This is a genomic window from Klebsiella sp. F11 (assembly GCF_056712265.1).
This window is the reverse complement of sequence record NZ_CM160060.1, coordinates 3,156,623-3,175,365: the sequence shown is the minus strand read 5'-3', so window position 1 is coordinate 3,175,365 and position 18,743 is coordinate 3,156,623. Positions and strand designations below refer to the sequence as shown.

13 protein-coding genes and 1 pseudogene are annotated in these 18,743 nt (G+C 59.7%); 5 read left to right on the top strand and 9 right to left on the bottom strand.

The genetic code is table 11. From position 1 onward, the window contains the following. Entirely contained in the window at positions 1–993 is a 993-nt protein-coding gene (sapD, locus tag AC1M2H_RS15720) for a putrescine export ABC transporter ATP-binding protein SapD (protein WP_426814941.1), read from the bottom strand. Further along, entirely contained in the window at positions 993–1,883 is an 891-nt protein-coding gene (sapC, locus tag AC1M2H_RS15715; protein ID WP_480148053.1) for a putrescine export ABC transporter permease SapC, read from the bottom strand. The genes sapD and sapC overlap by 1 nt, the downstream gene beginning before the upstream one ends. 139 nt (positions 1,884–2,022) lie before the next feature. Between sapC and AC1M2H_RS15710 the strand changes: the two are divergent. Together AC1M2H_RS15710 and AC1M2H_RS15705 are read left to right on the top strand one after the other, a co-directional pair. After that, positions 2,023–2,304: pseudogene (locus tag AC1M2H_RS15710) on the top strand (Arm DNA-binding domain-containing protein); the annotation flags it as partial. Between the two features lie 377 nt (positions 2,305–2,681). Then, entirely contained in the window at positions 2,682–6,917 is a 4,236-nt protein-coding gene (locus AC1M2H_RS15705) for a bifunctional nitrate reductase/sulfite reductase flavoprotein subunit alpha (protein ID WP_480148052.1), read from the top strand. 131 nt (positions 6,918–7,048) lie between these two features. Here the strand turns inward: AC1M2H_RS15705 and sapB are convergent, their stop codons facing one another. The 5 genes from sapB to AC1M2H_RS15680 form a co-directional block, all read right to left on the bottom strand. Next, on the bottom strand, positions 7,049–8,014 hold the full coding sequence (gene sapB, locus AC1M2H_RS15700) for a putrescine export ABC transporter permease SapB (protein WP_480148051.1): 966 nt from the start codon (positions 8,012–8,014) through the stop codon (positions 7,049–7,051). Continuing rightward, a complete protein-coding gene (gene sapA, locus AC1M2H_RS15695; RefSeq protein WP_480148050.1) occupies positions 8,011–9,684 on the bottom strand; it encodes an ABC transporter substrate-binding protein SapA in 1,674 nt (557 codons plus the stop codon). The genes sapB and sapA overlap by 4 nt, the downstream gene beginning before the upstream one ends. A 238-nt stretch (positions 9,685–9,922) precedes the next feature. Beyond that, the gene (locus AC1M2H_RS15690) at positions 9,923–10,237 is read right to left on the bottom strand and encodes a PTS sugar transporter subunit IIB (protein ID WP_480148049.1); all 315 of its coding nucleotides are present in this window, start codon (positions 10,235–10,237) and stop codon (positions 9,923–9,925) included. A gap of 153 nt (positions 10,238–10,390) precedes the next feature. Beyond that, positions 10,391–10,588 (bottom strand): hypothetical protein, encoded by a 198-nt coding sequence (locus tag AC1M2H_RS15685; protein ID WP_480148048.1) that lies wholly within the window; start codon positions 10,586–10,588, stop codon positions 10,391–10,393. A 249-nt stretch (positions 10,589–10,837) separates the two neighbouring features. Further along, the gene (locus AC1M2H_RS15680; protein WP_480148047.1) at positions 10,838–11,743 is read right to left on the bottom strand and encodes an SDR family oxidoreductase; all 906 of its coding nucleotides are present in this window, start codon (positions 11,741–11,743) and stop codon (positions 10,838–10,840) included. A gap of 97 nt (positions 11,744–11,840) precedes the next feature. Between AC1M2H_RS15680 and AC1M2H_RS15675 the strand changes: the two genes are divergently transcribed. Further along, a complete protein-coding gene (locus AC1M2H_RS15675) occupies positions 11,841–12,683 on the top strand; it encodes a helix-turn-helix transcriptional regulator (RefSeq protein ID WP_480148046.1) in 843 nt (280 codons plus the stop codon). Here the strand turns inward: AC1M2H_RS15675 and AC1M2H_RS15670 are convergent. Next, positions 12,649–14,997, bottom strand: a complete 2,349-nt coding sequence (locus AC1M2H_RS15670; protein ID WP_480148045.1) for a helix-turn-helix domain-containing protein — start codon at positions 14,995–14,997, stop codon at positions 12,649–12,651. The genes AC1M2H_RS15675 and AC1M2H_RS15670 overlap by 35 nt on opposite strands. 173 nt (positions 14,998–15,170) lie before the next feature. Here AC1M2H_RS15670 and AC1M2H_RS15665 point away from each other — a divergent pair, with 173 nt between their 5' ends. After that, entirely contained in the window at positions 15,171–16,340 is a 1,170-nt protein-coding gene (locus AC1M2H_RS15665) for a M20 aminoacylase family protein (RefSeq protein ID WP_480148044.1), read from the top strand. A 25-nt stretch (positions 16,341–16,365) separates the two neighbouring features. Further along, entirely contained in the window at positions 16,366–17,757 is a 1,392-nt protein-coding gene (locus AC1M2H_RS15660) for an MFS transporter (protein WP_480148043.1), read from the top strand. Here the strand turns inward: AC1M2H_RS15660 and pspF are convergent. Continuing rightward, positions 17,748–18,737 carry a phage shock protein operon transcriptional activator gene (pspF, locus tag AC1M2H_RS15655; protein ID WP_480148042.1) on the bottom strand — a complete coding sequence of 330 codons (990 nt, stop codon included), beginning with the start codon at positions 18,735–18,737 and terminating at the stop codon, positions 17,748–17,750. The genes AC1M2H_RS15660 and pspF overlap by 10 nt on opposite strands. Positions 18,738–18,743 lie beyond the last annotated feature (6 nt).

Below are 18,743 nucleotides of genomic sequence, written 5' to 3'. Positions count from 1 at the left end.
TCACTCTTTCTCCATATTCAGCGGGAAATGACAGGCGTAGAGATGCGTTCTGGCGCCGGTCAGGCGCGGCGTTTCGATACACTCGCGCTGGGCGTACGGACAGCGCGGCCCGAGCCGGCAGCCGATCGGCAGCTGCTCCAGCAGCGGAATGGCCCCCGGCATGGTGTTCAGGCGGCTTTTGTGCGGCAGCGCGCTGCCAAAATCAGGGATCGCGCGGATTAACGCCTGGGTGTAGGGGTGATGGGGCGTGGTGACCAGCTCTTCGCTCGGCGCGGATTCTACGGTTTGCCCGCAGTACATGACGTTGATTCTGTTCGCCCACTTGCTCAGCATCTGCAGATCGTGGCTGATCAGCAAAATAGTGGTGCTGTTGTTCTGATTCAGCCGCGTCAGCAGGCGGATGATTTGCGCCTGGGTGGTAGGCTCCATCGCGTTAGTCGGCTCATCGGCGATTAGCAGACGCGGCTGGTTGGCAAGGGCGATGGCGATCATCACCTTCTGACACTCCCCATCGGTTAGCTCGTAGGGGAAACTGCGCATCGTGTCCTTATGATCCTTAATCCCCACGCGGTGCAGCAGCTCTATCGCCCGGCGTTTACGCCAGCCGAAACGCTGCCACCAGCGGCCTTTAAAGGTCCAGCCGGGAATGTTCTGCATCAGCTGCTGGCCGATACGCTCGGAAGGATCGAGACAGGACTGCGGCTCCTGAAAAATCATCGACACGTTGTGACCGATCAGCTTGCGGCGCTCGCGGGCGGAGAGCCGCAGCAGGTCGATATCGTCGAAGCGCATGCGGTCGGCGGTAACCCGCCAGTTATCCTTGGTTACGCCGCATATCGCTTTGGCAATCAGGCTCTTACCGGAACCAGATTCGCCGACCAGACCGCGAATTTCGCCCTCATTCAGGGTCAGGCTGACGCGATCGACGGCTTTAACCCAGCCCTCGTTGGTTTTGAATTCAATGGTTAAATTGCGAATATCGAGCAGCGGCATTATTCCACCCCGGCGATAATTGCGCGGCGGATACCGTCACCCAGCAGGTTGACCAGCAGGACGCTAATCATAATAGCTGCCCCCGGCAGCATTACCGTCCACGGAGCCACGTAGATCAGCTCCAGGGCGTCGCCGAGCATCGCGCCCCATTCCGGAGAGGGGAGCTGCGCGCCGAGGTCGAGAAAGCCCAGCGCGGCGATATCAAGAATCGCCATCGACAGCGCGCGGGTGATCTCGGTCACCAGCCCGGAGGCGATATTGGGCAGAACCGCGAACCAGAGAATATTCAGCGTTGAGGCGCCGTCGAGGCGGGCGGCAATCACGTACTCTTTTTCCAGCTCGTCGTGCACCATGCTATAGACCGAACGCACGATGCGCGGCAGCAGCGCCAGCCAGACGGCGAACATGGCGTGGCTCAGATGCGGTCCGGCAAAGGCGACGACGATAATAGCCAGCAGCAGCGACGGAATCGACAGCAGGGTATCGAGCACGTGGTTCAGCATCGCCGACAGCAGGCCGTGGGTCGATCCGGCAATAACCCCGAGCACCAGGCCAAACAGCGTGGCGCCGAAGGTGACGAGGAACGCGCCGCCGACGGTGGGCGCCGCGCCGCTAAGCAGACGGCTCAGAACGTCGCGGCCGAGATCGTCGGTGCCGAGAAAGAACGACACCTCGCCGTAGCGCGACCACGAGGGCGGCAGCAGCTGGTAGCCGAGGAACTGCTGATCGATGCCGTAAGGGGCAAACCAGCCGCCAAAGATGCACAGCAGAATCAGCGCGGCGCAGCCGTACAGGCCGATCATGGCGCTGGTGTCGCCGTAGAATTTGCGCCACACGGTGCGCAGCGCTCCCGGGGGGCGCTTCTCCAGGTAAACGCTATCGTAGGGCATATGAACCCGATTTAATCTTGTTAGTCATGCTTTATGTCTTTTTAAAGTTTCCACTAGTGTCAATGCCTTGCCGACAGTTAATGCTTTAATTCTGCGCACTTATTTGAGGGTTATCCATTTACGCAAAATGCGTACGCTGATGCGTATATCTTCTCCCGGCGTCTCTCCATTGCTCACCGCCGCAAAATTAAGAACAGCCGCTGGCAAAAAAGACAAAATCGAGGTCATTTCAGACGCTCACGGTCTGAATGTCAGGCTGCCTGTATCCGGCAGTATAACATTCTTTTTCCGCGACAGATGGCACGGGAAAGCCGGGCAGCCGACGATTGGCGATTATCCGACCGTATCGCTATTGCATGCCCTGGAGCGCAGAGCGCCGTTCCGGGCATGGCCGACAGCAGGAGGCGATCCCGGTCGTCGTTGAGAAGCAGAAAAAAGAGGCCAGCCTCCGGCCGTGCGCCACGATGGCGGGCTCGCCCAACCGCACTAAATCAGAACAGATATCAATTCCGCTGCCACTTTTGGGTGCAAATCTCTCTGCTTATCTGCCAGGAGCGTTGCTATATGCGTAGAAATATAACGATGGCACCGTTCTTGCTTTATCTCCTTCACGATCTCAATAAAACGCTGAATCATTCCCGACGAAGGGGGTGATTCAGGCTGGACAACGGCGCCCATACTTCCCGCATCGATTAATACCGGTGTTCAGGGAGGCGTGGGCGTTTTTTTATCATTGAAACAATGACCGTCAACGGTCTTTCTGCCCGACAACATGACCACAATTCAGGAGCGACTGGAATGAACACCGAGCCCGCTATAGCCGTGAAAACCGTTTGCCCCTACTGCGGAGTGGGCTGTGGCATGGCCCTGGAGGTACAGGGGGAAAAGGTCATCAAGGTATCAGGCATCAAAACGCACCCGACCAACTTTGGCCGCTTATGCACAAAAGGCGCTACCAGCGCCCAGGCTCTCCGCGATTCCGGGCGAATGGAGTTCGCATTCCTGAGGCACGATCGCAAGAGCGATCCGCTACAAACGGCGATGGATACCGCCATAAAACAGACCGCCGGGCGTCTCAGGGAGATCCTGGATAAAGATGGCCCCGATGCCATTTCCCTTTATGTTTCAGGGCAGATGTCGCTGGAAGCGCAATATCTGGCAAATAAGCTGTGCAAGGGCTATATCGGAACCAACCAGATTGAATCGAATTCCCGGCTCTGTATGGCCAGCGCGGGCAGCGGCTACAAACTATCCCTGGGTTCAGATGGCCCCCCGGGCTCTTATCAGGATTTTGACCGGGCCGGGGTGTTTTTTGTGATTGGCGCTAACATGGCCGATTGCCACCCAATTCTCTTTCTCCGGATGATGGATCGGGTGAAAGCCGGGGCGAAGCTGATCGTGGTTGACCCCCGGCGCAACGCTACGGCGGATAAAGCCCATTTATTTATGCAGATCAAGCCCGGGACAGACCTCGCGTTGCTCAACGGGCTGCTGCATTTGCTGCACGCCGATGGTCATACCGATGCTGAATTTATCATGCAGTACACCGAAGGCTGGGAGGCTATGCCTGAGTTTTTAGCTGACTATTCCCCGGATAAAGTCAGCGCCGTAACCGGCATTCCCGAAAGCGATATTCGGCGTGCGGCGCAGATGTTAGGGGAGGCCAGCGCCTGGATGAGCTGCTGGACGATGGGGTTAAACCAAAGCACTCACGGGACCTGGAACACCAATGCCATCTGCAATCTTCACCTCGCGACCGGCGCTATTTGTAAGCCCGGCAGCGGACCATTTTCACTGACGGGTCAGCCGAATGCGATGGGCGGGCGGGAGATGGGATATATGGGGCCCGGTCTGCCGGGCCAGCGCACGGTCCTGGTCGAAGAGGATCGACATTTTGTTGAGGAAGTCTGGGGCGTTCCGCGGGGAACCCTGCACACCCGGCTGGTTGGCGGAACGGTGGCAATGTTTGAACGCATGATGGCCGGTGATATTAAGGCCTGCTGGATCATTTGCACCAATCCCGTGGCAACGGTAGCCAACCGCAAGAGCGTGATTGCAGGGCTACAAAAGGCGGAACTGGTTATCACGCAGGATGCGTTTCTGGATACCGAAACCAATCGTTATGCCGACATTTTGCTTCCCGCCGCGCTCTGGGCCGAGGCGGAAGGCGTGATGATCAATTCAGAACGCAACCTCACGCTCATGCAAAAAGCCGTTCCACCTCCCCAGCAGGCCTTACCCGACTGGCTGATTATCGCCCGCGTTGCCTGTGAAATGGGATTTGCTGACGCCTTCAGCTACACCTGCGCCGAAGAGGTATTCGAGGAAATTAAACTATTCTGGAATCCCGGGACCGGCTATGACATTCGCGGAGCAAGCTACGACCGCCTGCGTGAAACGCCCTTACAGTGGCCCTGCCCACCGAACGATGAGGCAAATCGCCATCCCGTTCGTTACCTTAATGATGGTATCAGTCAGAAACTCAAGGTCAGGGAGGATGGTAGCCAACCGAAAATCGCCTTCGCCACGGCGAGCGGGAAGGGGGTGTTCTTCCCTCGTCCTTACGGTAACCCGGCAGAGATGCCCGATATGGACTTTCCTTTCGTGCTGAACACCGGTCGCCTTCAGCATCAGTGGCACACGATGACCAAGACGGGCAAGATCCCTACGCTGGTCAAACTCAATCCCGGCCCCTTTGTCGAAATCCACCCGGAAGACGCGGCGGCGTTAGGCGTCAGGGATAACGATCGCATCGAGATCCGCTCCCGTCGGGGACGGGCAATACTGCCCGCGGTGGTTACAGATCGCGTCCGCGCGGGGAACTGTTTTGCTCCCTTCCACTGGAATGACGCCTACGGCGAGAATCTCGCCATTAATGCCGTCACCAGCGACGCCGTCGATCCCCTGTCCCAGCAGCCTGAATTCAAATACAGCGCCGTTGCGCTCATCCGCCTTGAGTCTGAACCTGATGCGGGCGCCTCTCAGCCTGAAGGCGACGCTACGCCACAAGCTACCGTCGCGGCCATGGCCGATATGCCGGGTGAGGGTACCGATTCTGCCGACATTTATGCAAGGGAGCACCACAGTATGCAAATCAACGCCCTGGCCCGACTACTTAACATTGACAGCGCGCCGGTTCCGGTTCTCGAACCCCACGAACAGCTGTATCTGCAGGGATTCCTGACCGGCCTGCGCAATAGCGAACAGGAGCAAAAGGGGGGCGTGGTGCCATCCTTACCGCTGACGGCGCCGCTTGCCCCCGCCAAACGCATGCTGATAGACGGCATGCTGGCCGGGCTATTTTCCCGCACCCGGCTGCCCTGCGCAGAAACGGAAACCCCGGTACTGGCCGCGCCGGCCGCAGAATCCACCAGAAGACTCACGATCCTGTGGGCCTCCCAGACGGGCAATGCCGAAGGCTATGCCAGCGAGTGCGTAACTCAGTTGGCAAGCGATGGCTGGGAGGTGCACCTGCACAGCATGGACGCCTGTAAGCTGGAGCAGATCCCGGCGAATTCCCCCCTTCTTCTGTTAACCAGCACGTTTGGCGATGGCGATCCGCCAGACAACGCCATCTCCTTCTGGCAGGCGCTGGCATCCGATGCGGCAGGCAGGCTGAAGTCCAACCCGTACGCGGTGCTTGCTTTTGGCGATTCAAGCTATGACCAGTTCTGCGGCTTCGGGCGTAGACTCGATGAGAGGCTGTCGGCGTTAGGCGCGCCGCGGCTTACGGCCCGCGTCGATTGCGAACCCGATTATCAGGTTAGCGCATCCGCCTGGACGATGATGGTGCGGGACGCGCTGAAGTCATTTTCCCCGGCCTCGCGACCCCTGTCAGCCGGTGCCGGGCTGGCAGCGTCAGGCAGCGATAGCAGCATATTAAGCGATCGGCCCGTGCAGCAGGTCGTTCAATCCCCGTACGACAGGCTGAATCCTCTACGTGCTCGCCTTTTGCAAAACCGGGCGCTCAATACGCCCGGATCTGCTAAAGAAACGCGCCAGTTTGTTTTCGATCTCAAGGGATCGGGCCTGAGCTATGAGGCTGGGGATGCTCTGGGCGTATGGCCAACGAATTGCCCTGGTCTGGTGGAGGAGATGCTTACCGCGATGAATATTTCCGCATCAACGACCGTTGCAGTAAAGGAACTTGGTGAGATGTCGGTGATGGAGGCGATGTTGCACCACCACGAAATAGCCAGGGTGACTCCCGATATCCTGGAGTTTATCCGGGAACGCTCGGGCAGCCAGGAGTTGGCGGAGCGGCTTAAACCTGAACGCGCCGCGGACCTTAAACAATGGCTGTGGGGGAAACAGATTATCGATCTTTTGCAAGAGTTTCCCGTTCAGGTTACGGCGCAGGAGTGGATGATGACGCTTCGACGATTACAACCACGGCTGTATTCGATCTCTTCCAGCCCGAAGGTACAGATCAATGAAGTTCATTTGACCGTTTCAACCGTTCGCTACGACTATCAGGGCCGGCGTCGGGGAGGGGTCTGCTCGACGTTTTTGGCCGATCGGGCGGCGGAGGTCGAAATACCGATTTTCGTCCAGAAGTCAGCGCATTTTCATCCGCCTTCAGGCAAAGATACCCCCATGATAATGGTTGGGCCAGGGACCGGAGTCGCACCGTTTCGCGGCTTTCTGCACGAACGCCGCGCGCGGGGAGATCGCGGTCGCAACTGGCTGTTCTTCGGTGAACAGCATGCTGAAACTGACTTCTATTACCGCGATGAATTGCTGGCAATGCACGAAGAGGGTTTTCTCAGCCAGCTCAGCCTGGCTTTTTCCCGCGATCAGGAGAAAAAAATTTATGTTCAGGATCGTCTGCGTGAACAGGGCGCGCAGCTCTGGTCCTGGCTACAGGATGGGGCGCACTTCTATGTCTGCGGTGATGCCAGCCGCATGGCCAAAGATGTGGATACCGTGCTCAGGGAAGTCGTTCAGGAACATGGCGGTCTGAGCGCCGATGCGGCAAGTGATTATGTGGTCCAGATGTCAAAGGAGAAGCGCTACGTCCGGGATGTCTATTAGATAAAGATCGGCTCCGGCAGTCACCGGCGGATTGCCGGAGCGAATGGCAAAAAGAGGGGGGCACATTTTTGTGTGCCTAACCCCATAAAACCTCAGCGAAACAATTCCACGGATTGATTTTATTGCCGTTACTATCGTAAGGCATACCATTCTTTATGTTTCAGAGGGTTAGCCATAGCGCCCAGAATATCGGAGAGCACGTTAACGGTAATGACCAGCGCGCCGATGACCATCACCCCCGCCGAGATGGCGGCGTAATCCTGCTGACGAATGGCGTTGATCAGCCAGCGGCCCAGCCCCGGCCAGCTGAAGACCATTTCGGTGATCATCGCCAGCGTCAGCATGGTGGCAAACTGCAGCCCCAGGCGGGGAATCACCGGCGGCAGGGCGTTATGCAGTACGTGGCGGAGTACAATCGTCCGCCGCGACACGCCGCGGGTGGTGGCGGCCTTCACGTAGTTAGTATCGTATACTTCGCTGGTGCTGATGCGCATCAGGCGAATCACTTCGGTCGTTGGCGCAACGGCGAGGGTCAGAACCGGCAGCACCATATGGCGCGCGGCGCTGACGATCATTTCATGACGCCACGGCGAATCGGACAGCCAGGCGTCGATAAGCGCAAACCCGGTCACCGTTTTGACTTCGTAGAGCAGATCGAAGCGCCCGGATACCGGGAACCAGCCCAGCGTCAGGGAGAAGAAGAGCGTCAGCAGCAGCGCCAGCCAGAAAACGGGAATCGAAAAGCCGAGCAGCGCCAGGGCGCTAATCAGGGTATCGGGCCATTTGTTACGCATAATGCCGGCCAGCATACCGACCGGGATGCCCATCAGCAGCGCAAAGCCAAAGGCGAGAATGCACAGCTCCATGGTGGCCGGAAAGACCTCTTTTAGCTGCTGCGAAATCAGCTGGCCGTTGATGCTGGAGACCCCGAAATCCCAGTGCAGCAGCCCGCTGAACCAGAACTGCCAGGCGTTCCACAGCGACGCGCCCTGCAGCGGAGCATGCGGGGTAAAGTAGCTCAGGCTGAAGCCGACGAAGGTCAGAAAAAAGAGCGTGACCAGCAGCAGCAGCAGGCGTCGCAGGGTAAAAATGATCATGGTTTTTGCACCTCATCTTTTTTCACGTCGTCTTCTTTCACATCGTCTTTTTTCTCCCGCGAAACGCCGGCAAAGGAGGCGTTGCCAAACGGGCTCAGGATCAAACCTTTCATATCATAGCGGTAGGCCTGTAGACGCAGCGACGAGGCGAGCGGCAGCACCGGCAGATCGCGGGCGAGAATATGCTGCGCCTCTTTATAGGCTTCAATACGCGAGGCCAGCTGCTGTGAGATTAGCGCCTTTTGCAGCACCTCGTCGAACTCGCGGTTGCACCAGTGGGCGAAGTTGGTCTGCGAGGCAATCGCCGCGCAGCTCAGCAGGGGGCGGAAAAAGCTGTCCGGATCGTTACTGTCCGTGGCCCAGCCGGAAAGGGTCAGATCGTGGTTCATATCCATCAGCCTCGCCTCCTGAAAACGGCCCTCAACCGGAACAATGATCACCTTCACGCCAACCTGCGCCATATCGGCCTGAATCAGCTCGGCGGTTTTCAGCGGGCTGGGGTTCCAGGCCTGTGAGCTGGTGGGCACCCACAGCCGAAGCGTGAGGTTTTCCAGCCCCAGCGCCTTGAGCCGGGCGCGGGCGACGCTCGGGTTGTACTCTGTGATCTTCGCTTCGTTATCGTAGGCCCAGGAGGCGCGGGGCAGCATCGAGGCGGCGGTTTCCGCGGTGCCGTAATAGATCGATTGCATCAGGCGCTGGTTATTGATGGCCAGCGCCAGGGCATGGCGAACCTGCGGATTATCCAGCGGCGGCCTGGCGGTATTGAACGCCAGCCAGGCGATGTTCATCCCCGGACGCAGGGTCAGGCGCAGGCGAGGATCGTCGCGCAGAATGGTCAGCTGGCTGGCGGCGGGCCAGGCCAGCACGTCGCACTCGCCGGTCAGCAGCTTCGACAGGCGGCCGGTGCCGCCGGAGCCCAGATCGACCACCACCTGCGGCATCAGCGGCTTGCCGCGCCAGTAGCCGGGGTGGCGCTGCAGGCGAACGTACTGGCCCGCGCGGTACTCTTCCAGCTGGAATGGCCCGGTGCCCACCGGCTGGCGGTCGAGCTGCTCCTGACGATCGCTTTTGGTTAACTGGGCGGCATACTCTGCGGACATGACGGACGCGTAGTGGGTGGCGAGGTGCCAGAGGAACGAGGCGTCCGGGCGCTTCAGGCGAAATTCGACGGTTTGGTTATCGAGCTTGCGCACGCTTTCGACGCTGTCGGCGAACAGCAGGCTGTCGAAATAGGGGAAACTGCCGCCGTTGACGTTATGCCACGGGTGATCGCGATTAAAGATACGGCTGAAGGTGAAAATAACGTCATCGGCATTAAAGGCGCGACCAGGCTTAAACCACGACGTCGTCTGGAAAGCCACGTGGCTGCGCAGGTGGAAGCGGTAGGTGGCGCCGTTGTCCAGCACCTCCCAGCTTTCAGCCAGCTCGGGAACCAGACGGTAGGTATAAGGGTCAACGTCGAGCAGGCGGTCGTAGAGTTGGGCTGCCAGCGTATCGACAATCAGGCCGCTGCTGACTTTCTGCGGGTTAAAGGTATCAACCTGGCCGCTAACGCAGTAGACAAAGCCGCTATCGCGAATATCGGCGTGAGCAGGCAGCGCGGGGGCGGCAACGGCCTGGCCGCACAGCATCGATACGGCTGCCAGTAGGGAGCATAGTTTCAGGCGCATAATTCAGATTCTTTAAATTTTCATGCAAAGCGCGGCGGGTCATCCACGCGGGTTACGCCAGCGGCAAATGCCGCAAAATATAGGGCGCCGGAGTGCAGGGTGCGCCGGGCGCAGCCTTGTCGGGTGAGATATGGTAGCTTTTTATTGCTCACTTCTCCAGTTAGCAACGACTGAGGAGTGCGGATCGCCTGTCTTCTGTCAATCCGCACGGCGTCGCGTATATAAGGCTACGGCGAGATTAGAAAAGAGATTGCGGCATATGGGCGATGGCAAACTTCAGGACCTTTTCGCCATCGAAAGATGCATACGGCAAGCTCTCAATAATGGCAATCTCCTGATGATGACCCAGCGCGTTGGTGAATTCTGCTATTTTATATTGAATGTGAGGCGCGACCAGGACGCAGTCATACGCGGGGGCCACGCCAGGGTAATTCTCAATACCCACGGCGCTAATTAACAGATCCAGATCCTGAGCATCGGCTATTTTTTGCATTTTTTTCGCTAAAATAGCCGCGGTTTCACCAAATAAGCAACATATTAGTAACTTTTTCACGGTTTAACCCTCTATGAAATCCCGTGTTTACCTTATTACGCTGCCGCAGGCGAAAATGCGTTAGCCATCAATTTTTTGGCTAACGCTTACTCACTTTACCGGATCCCGAGCTTTGCGCCGAACGGATGCTAAAAATGGCGCAGGCTAGCGCATTCAGGAGACGGTTTTCTTCCGTGAAACGACGAAACGATCGTTGTTTCGGGTCAGCTTGGTTCCGTTCGTGCAGTACTCCATCGCAAAGTTAAAAAACTCATCAGAGTCGAGCTCAAAATCAAGCTCGATCTTAATGGGTTCACCGGACTTCAGAAGCTCTTCTGCTTGTTCTAAACTGCTGGCTTTAATGATTCCCACAACTGCACCTCGTCTTAGCTTTGGTGGCGTCCGAGCCCTGTCATACACCCTAAACCTTACAAACATACGACAATCGTCTTTTTTATTTGCATTTTTTTTAAGCGATTATCGTCGGCAGGGATCGGGGCCGAGGGCGGTAAAAAGGGCGGGATCGTTCCAGCGGCGGCGGCCGATTATCGCGTCGATGCGCGAAGATCATCATTACGATGCGCGCGCTGGCGCGGGAAGGCGACAGCGGCGCGTTTGCGGTTATCGTGACGTTGTCACGCTACGATAATCCATATTATGCAGATCGTCGAGCAGCGTTGGGCCCTGCGGCTGCCAGCCGAGCTGCTGGCGGGTGAGGACGGAAGTGGCGCGTAAATCCATATTGGCAAAAGCGGCAAACCAGCCGAAATGCGCCAACGATTGTTCGGCGGTTAACGATTTAAGCGGAATGCCGAGCTTTTCTGCCACCACGTCGGCAATCAGCCTTGAGGCCACCGCCTCCTCATCAACGGCATGATAGCGCCTGCCTTTTTCACCGCGTTCCAGCACCAGCAGATACAGCCGGGCCACGTCGCTAATGTGCGCGGCCGACCAGCAGTTATTGCCGTCGCCGACGAACGCCGCGACCCCTTTTTCGGCGGCCTGCTGAATATAGTACGTCAGCAGCCCCTGGCGCGTGGTGTCATGGACCTGCGGCAGGCGTACCACCCGCACGTCCACGCCGGCTTCCAGCAGCTGATTGCCGGCGAGTTCGGAGGCCACGCGCGGGTTGGGGTGTGCGGGATTAAAGTTCGTCTCGCTCGCCGGCTGACCGTCGTCACCGTCGCCCATGCCGGTACCTGAAGTGATAATCAATGGGCAATGGCGGCCCGCCAGCGCGTTGCCGATGGCGAGAATGACGCGGCGGTCTTTTTCGCAGTTAGCGACAAAGCGGCTGAAATCATGATCGAAGGCGGTATGGATCACCGCATCGGCAGCGCTAACCGCCGACAGCAGCGTTTCGGGGTCGTCCAGGGTGCCGTACTGAACCTCCGCGCCGGCGGCCTTCAGCGCGGCGGCGCTGGCGTCAGAGCGCGCGAGGCCGATGACCTGATGTCCTGCCGCCTGCAGTTGTGTGAGAATACGCGAGCCGATAAAACCGGTCGCGCCGGTAAGAAAAATTCGCATGATCTACCTCCAGAATGAGTATCCAGGCTATGGTAGCTTTTGCGTGATACTATAAAAGTAGAGTCATTATCAGGGTATAAATACTAACAGGATAACCATGACCGACTCTTCAACCCAGGCGCTGGGTGAATTTTTGCGGGCGCGACGTTTACGTCTTGACCCCACCGCGTTCGGCTTTCCGGCCGGTCGGCGGCGCACGCCCGGACTGCGCCGGGAGGAGGTTGCCCAGCTCGCCAGTATCAGCCCGACCTGGTACACCTGGCTGGAGCAGGGGCGCGGAGGCGCCCCCTCCCGTGAGGTGCTTGGCCGCATTGCCGGCGGGCTAAGGCTGACGACGCCGGAGCGCGAGCATCTGTTTATTCTGGCGTTCGGGCATTTGCCGGAGTCCCGCCTGACCGTCAGCGACGATATTACCCCGCGCCTGCAGCGCGTGCTTGATGTACTCCAGGTTCCGGCGATTATCAAAACCGCGACCTGGGACGTTATTGCGTGGAACCACGCCGCGGCCTGCATCCTGACCGACTACGGGCAGCTGCCGCTGGCCGAGCGGAATATTCTGCGCCGGCTGTTCACCAATCCCCAGGCCCGCGGCGCGCTGGAGGAGTGGCACGCCGTCGCCCGGCTTATCGTCAGCGCCTTTCGCGCCGACGTCGCGCGGGTTGGCCCCTCGCCGGATACCGATCGGCTGATTGCCGAGCTTTCCCGCCACAGCCCGGAGTTTGACGCTTACTGGCGGAGTAACGATGTCGCCGGACACGGTGAGGGGTTTAAGCGCATGCATCACCCGCAGATAGGGATGATTGAGCTGGAGTTTTCTACCTTTAGCGTCGAAGGGCGCGCGGACCTGAACATGATGGTTTTCAATCCGGCCAGCGAAGAGCGCCGGATTAAAATCGACGCTCGGGTCAAGGAGCAGATGCCGCGGGCGGAAGATCGATAGGCTCTTCATTCAGCGGAGAGAATTCGTACAGCACCAGCGCGTTGCTTTGCAAAGAATCAACGCGATGCCAGCCCGGCTGCGGGCTCTCCTCGGCGACGCTCAGCGCCGGGCGCGCGTGGTGCATCAACCAGTCGTAGTCTTCATCATCCGGCCCGCTGCGGCTGCGAAACGTCTCAAAAAGCGGAAACAGCGCCCCGTGATGCTGATCGAACAGATGCTGTTTAATCCGCCAGCGCCCGCTCAGGCCAAGCAACTGAATGCTGTAGGGCTGGCTGAAGCGCCGGGTAAAGGTCTCTTCGCTGGAGAGCCACGGGTTGAACACCACCGTATTGCGCAGCAGCAGCTGGTAGTGCCCGTTATGGCGCAGCAGCAGCAGGTTTTTATCCGCAATCAGCACTTCGCCGCGCAGGCGCCGCCACAGCCAGAGAACCCAGTACACCGGACGCGGCAGACCGTGAAGATAGTGCAGGGCCAGGCTGGAGGTATCCAGCCTGCCGTTAGCGCGGGCCTCGCCCTGCAGGCCCGAGTTGAGCCAGAATCCCGCCAGCCACACCCGATCGGCCAGCCCCAGCAGGTTATCCATCAGCAGCGCGCCGCGAAAGAACCGGCCGTTGGTATCGCGGGTGTTGCCGGTTAGCGTATTCCACGACAGCAGCCAGATGGGCTGCGTGAGCTGATGCTGGCGCAGCGCGGCGTGGATCTGGCGCAGCTTATGCACCGGATAGCTTTCGCTGGAGGCCAGCCTGCTGCTATCCAGCTGCGCCAGATCCAGCAATTCGTTAGCATCGGCCTGGCAGGCGAGAAAATCGGCTTCGGCGAGGATCGGTGAACAAAGAAAAGGATCGTCGCTAATCGCTTCTTCGCTAAAGCGGTGCCAGACTCCCAGCTGCGGCTGCGGCAGTAAGGCCCGCAGGGTTTCACGCTGCTGACGCCAGGCGTGCAGGCGCGCCTCTGCGCTGGCCTGGGGCGACCAGTGCCAGACAAAGCGCCAGCCGGCGAGCGTGGCGGGGGGGAAATGGTTCGCGGCGAGGCGTAAGAAACGCTGGAGCAGGTCGCAGCGGGTGGTCAGCCCGGTATGCAAAATCGCTCCCCAGCCCATTTTTGCCAGCCAGCCAAAAATGCGCTGCAGGTTATACCAGCAGGCGTAGCCCGCCATCTGCGGGTCGTCCCAGCCGGTGCCGAACAGCCGGCTGCTGAGAAAGGGATCGTGAATATCGATAGCGTAGATCGGCAGGCTGCTGTGCAGCTGTTCGAGCTCGCGGCGCACGTCTTCGCGCAGGAGATCGTCGAGTTCGCGAACGGTAACGACCATTCGGGTATGGCGCAGCGGCGGCGCGCGGTCGGGAAAGTGGCGGAGATCAATCTGCCGCGTCTGCTGGGGAGTGAGCCGCAGCGGCGGGCTGTCCCAGCCTTTTATCTCCGGCTCATTCAGGCGAGCGTAGAGCCGCTCGACGGCCACCGGCTGCCAGTCGTCGCCGGCCACGGTCCCGGCGCGCGGGCGCGCGGCCTCCGCCATCGGCTGCGGGTGCTGCTGACGATACTGCCGCGGCGTCAGGCCGTGCTGGCGTTTAAACAGATCGCTCATCATGCGGGCGCTGGCAAAACCGTGCTCCTGAGCGACCTGCTGTACCGTTTTACGGGTGCTGATAAGCTGTTCGGCGGCTTTGTTCAGGCGCAGCGCGGTGAGGTACTGCACAAAGCTCATGCCGACCTCTTTGTGAAACAGACGCGACAGCCAGGCCTCGGAGACAAACTCGGCGGCGGCGACTTCGTGCAGCGATAGCCGATGGCGGTAGCTGGCCTCTATGCGCGCGACGACCCGGGCAATTCGCCGGCTCCAGTTTTCCGCTCCGCGCCTCGCGCCGGCGGCGATCGGCTGCGTAAAGCGGGTCGCCAGCAACAGGACGATTTCGCTCAGCCAGCGGTTGGCCTCGAGGCGATAGCGGGGCTGGTGGTTCACCAGCTCGATCGCCAGCAGCTGGCGCATCAGGCGGCGCAGGCTGTCGTCGGCGTCGCGGGTATCGGGCGAGGTCTGATAGTCGAAGGCAAAAAAGTCGCCGTCGAGACGCGTCAGCCAGCTGCCGGAGAGCGTCAGAACCATCACCGCGTTGGGCACGCCGCTGCTCAGACGCCAGGGGCGGTTGCGGTTCACTATTTTCAGCCGGTCGACATCCAGCAGCCGATCCGCCTCGCCGTCATGCAGGCTGACGCTACCCTGCAGAATCCACAGCAGCGTCAGCACGTCGCCCTCTGGCTGGCTGAACTGACGAATATCGCGAACCGCGACGCTAAAGTCGCCTGACTGATGTTCCACCGTCGTCTCCTGGTGAGGACAAAAAATAGCGTGTTATTTTTTGTCATAACCGATTTATATGAAAAACACTTCTCAATATCCCGTCAATATAAAACAAAAAACGGCGTATTAAAGCCGCTTAGGCAGCATAAACTCGAAAGTGTCGCGCAAACACAACAACAGGAATAATAAAAATGACACATCCGCTTATTGAAGCATTACAGGTTAATGAAGCGCAGTTTATTGCCCTCCGTCGTCGCTTTCATCAGCAGCCGGAAATTGGTTTTGAGGAGCATAAAACCAGCGATGAGGTCGCCCGGCTGCTGGGCCAGTGGGGCTATGAGGTGTACCGCGGCCTGGCGGGTACCGGCGTGGTCGGTACGCTAAAAGTCGGCGGCGGCGAGCGCCGTCTTGGCCTGCGCGCGGATATGGACGCGCTGCCGATGCAGGAGGCCAGCGGGAAAGCGTGGGCCAGCCAGGTCGACGGCCGCTTTCATGGCTGCGGGCATGACGGGCATACCACCACCTTACTCTACGCCGCCGAGTACCTGGCGCGCACCCGTCGGTTCAACGGCACGCTGCACCTGATTTTCCAGCCGGCGGAGGAGCTGCTGTACGGCGGTCGGGTGATGGTTGAGGATGGGCTATTCGATAAGTTTCCCTGCGACACCATTTTTGGCCTGCACAACATGCCGGGGCAAACGCTGGGGAAAATCGGCCTGCGCGACGGGGCGATGATGGCCTCCTCGGATACGTTGCACATCGAGGTAAAAGGCATCGGCGGCCACGGCGCGGTACCGGAGCATACCGTCGACGCGACGCTGGTAGCCTGTCACATCACACTGGCGCTGCAGTCCATCGTGTCGCGCAATATCACGCCGTTTGAGCCGGCGGTGGTGACCGTTGGCAGCATTCAGGCCGGGCATGCGCCGAATATTATCAACGACAGGGTGCTGATGAAGCTGACGGTGCGCACGCTGAATGAAGGGGTGCGTGAAACCGTGCTGCAGCGGATCCATGATATTGCCGTCGCGCAGGCGGAAAGCTTTAACGCCACCGCCACGCTGACCCACGTCAACGGCAGCCCGGTGCTCAGAAACGATCCTGCCGCCAACGAAAGCGTGCGCAAGGTGGCGACGTCGCTGTTCGGCGCCGCGCTGGTCGGGGAAGTGAAGCCGTTTATGGGCAGCGAAGATTTTGCTTTTATGCTTGAGCACAATCCGCACGGCTGCTACTTCACCATCGGCGCCGGGGATGAGGCGGATCGCTGCATGGTGCATAACCCCGGCTATGACTTTAACGACGAGATCCTTCTCCCGGGTGCGGCGCTGTGGTGCGGCCTGACGGAAGAGTATCTGCGTTAATCACCTGCGACGGGAGATCCCTATTATGAGTTCCGTATCTTTGAACGCGACGTCGTTCGTCGGTACCGATCGCCTGCTGGCGGGTATTGTTCTCAGCGTGCTGACGTTCTGGCTATTTGCCCAGTCGGTGATTAATGTCGTTCCGGCGATGAAAAGCAGCCTCGATATTTCCCTCGAAACCCTGACCCTGGCGGTCAGCCTCAGCGCCCTGTTCAGCGGCTGTTTTGTAGTGGCCAGCGGCGGGCTGGCGGATAAGTTTGGCCGGATGCGCATGACCCATCTGGGCCTGGGGCTGAGCATTGTCGGCAGCGCGCTGCTGGTGGTGGCCCAGGGGCCGGGGCTGTTTCTGACGGGCCGCGTGCTGCAGGGGCTATCGGCGGCCTGCATCATGCCGGCGACCCTGGCGCTGATTAAAACCTGGTACGAAGGCAAGGCGCGTCAGCGGGCGGTGAGCTTCTGGGTGATTGGCTCCTGGGGCGGCAGCGGCCTGTGTTCATTCGTCGGCGGCGCGATTGCTACCGGCCTCGGCTGGCGCTGGATCTTCGTCTTCTCCATCGTCGTGGCGCTGGCGGCACTGCTGCTGCTGCGCGGTACGCCGGAAAGCCGTAGCCAAAGCGCGCAGCGGCAAAAGCTGGATCTCAGCGGCCTGTTGAGCCTGATTGTCTCGCTGGTGCTGCTGAATTTGTTTATCAGCAAGGGGCATAGCTGGGGCTGGATCAGCGGGCTGTCGCTGGCGTTGCTGGCCGGTTCGCTGGTTTCGGGCGGCTATTTTATCCACAGCGGGCGGCGCAAAGGCGACGCGGCGCTGATCGATTTTGCGCTGTTTCGCAATCGCGCCTACGGTGCGGCGGTTTTGTCGAACTTTATGCTCAACGGCGCTATCGGCACCATGATGATTACCAGCATTTGGCTGCAGAAGGGCCACAATATGACCCCGCTGGAGACCGGGATGATGACGCTGGGCTATCTGGTCACCGTGCTGGCCATGATTCGCGTCGGGGAGAAGCTGCTGCAGCGCTACGGCGCGCGGCTGCCGATGATGACCGGCCCCATTTTTACCGCCGTTGGGATCCTGCTTATCTCCTGCACCTTTCTTGATAAATCGCTCTATATCGTGACGGTCTTTTTTAGCAACGTGCTGTTTGGCCTCGGGCTGGGCTGCTACGCGACGCCGTCGACGGACACCGCGGTGGTTAACGCGCCGGAGAGCAAGGTCGGAGTGGCCTCGGGTATTTACAAAATGGGCAGCTCGCTGGGCGGGGCGATGGGCATCGCCGTGACGGCGTCACTTTTCGCGCTGTTTCTTCCCCTCGGCATGGCCAGCGCCGCGCAGTACGCGCTGTGGTTCAACGCGGCGCTGTGCCTGGGATCGACGGCGGTCAGCGCGCTGATGCTGCCGCGAACGCTTCATAGCTGATGTTTTTTGAGCAGCGCCCGCAGCTGGTGGTAGGTGAGCCCGAGCAGCTCCGCCGCCTGCTTCTGATTGTACTTTGCCTGCAGCAGGCTGGAGTGCAGCAGGCTTTTCTCCTGTTCCTGCTGAAAAGCGCGCAGATCCAGCGGCAGCGCGGGGCCGTCCGGGGTTTGCTCCGCGACGGCCGGCGGAGGCTGCTGGGGCTGAAAGGGGTTAATAATAATGTTATCCAGCTCGCTGTCGCTGGTGCCGTGGCGATAAACCGAGCGCTCCACGACGTTTTTCAGCTCGCGGATATTGCCCGGCCAGCGGTAGCCCAGCAGCGTCGCGGTCGCCCGCTCGCTAAAGCCGGGGAACAGCGGCAGCCCCAGCTCGCGGCACATCTGAATGGCGAACTGGTTTGCCAGCAGCATAATGTCGCTCTGCCTTTGGCGCAGCGGCGGCAGTTGCACCACGTCGAAGGCCAGGCGGTCGAGGAGATCGGCGCGGAAGTGGCCGCTTTCCACCATCTGCGGCAGATCGGCGTTGGTGGCGCACACCAGCCGCACGTTGACCTGCAGCGGCTGGCTACCGCCCACGCGCTCCAGCTCCCCGTACTCAATTACCCGCAGCAGCTTTTCCTGTACCAGCATCGGGGCGGTTGCCAGCTCATCAAGAAAGAGGGTGCCGCCATCGGCGCGTTCAAAACGTCCCGGGTGGCGCTTGCTGGCGCCGGTAAACGCCCCGGCTTCGTGGCCAAATAGCTCGGAGTCCAGCAGGTTTTCATTCAGCGCGGCGCAGTTGAGGGAGATAAACGGCCCCTGCCAGCGGGATGAAAGAAAGTGCAGACGGTTGGCGATAAGCTCTTTACCCGTCCCGCGTTCGCCAATCACCAGCACCGGCTTATCCAGCGGCGCCAGCCGTGAGACCTGTTCCAGCACCTCAAGAAAGCTGTTGGCTTCGCCGAGCAGGTTGTCCTTGTATTCCGCCATGATGAAATTCGCCATTTAGTC

Bases quoted from the DNA above. Each gene is read 5' to 3' on its own strand.
- sapB (WP_480148051.1), bottom strand. From the start codon at position 8,014: ATGATCATTTTTACCCTGCGACGCCTGCTGCTGCTGCTGGTCACGCTC.
- AC1M2H_RS15680 (WP_480148047.1), bottom strand. From the start codon at position 11,743: ATGCGAATTTTTCTTACCGGCGCGACCGGTTTTATCGGCTCGCGTATT.
- sapD (WP_426814941.1), bottom strand. From the start codon at position 993: ATGCCGCTGCTCGATATTCGCAATTTAACCATTGAATTCAAAACCAAC.
- AC1M2H_RS15675 (WP_480148046.1), top strand. From the start codon at position 11,841: ATGACCGACTCTTCAACCCAGGCGCTGGGTGAATTTTTGCGGGCGCGA.
- sapA (WP_480148050.1), bottom strand. From the start codon at position 9,684: ATGCGCCTGAAACTATGCTCCCTACTGGCAGCCGTATCGATGCTGTGC.
- pspF (WP_480148042.1), bottom strand. From the start codon at position 18,737: ATGGCGAATTTCATCATGGCGGAATACAAGGACAACCTGCTCGGCGAA.
- AC1M2H_RS15705 (WP_480148052.1), top strand. From the start codon at position 2,682: ATGAACACCGAGCCCGCTATAGCCGTGAAAACCGTTTGCCCCTACTGC.
- sapC (WP_480148053.1), bottom strand. From the start codon at position 1,883: ATGCCCTACGATAGCGTTTACCTGGAGAAGCGCCCCCCGGGAGCGCTG.
- AC1M2H_RS15665 (WP_480148044.1), top strand. From the start codon at position 15,171: ATGACACATCCGCTTATTGAAGCATTACAGGTTAATGAAGCGCAGTTT.
- AC1M2H_RS15660 (WP_480148043.1), top strand. From the start codon at position 16,366: ATGAGTTCCGTATCTTTGAACGCGACGTCGTTCGTCGGTACCGATCGC.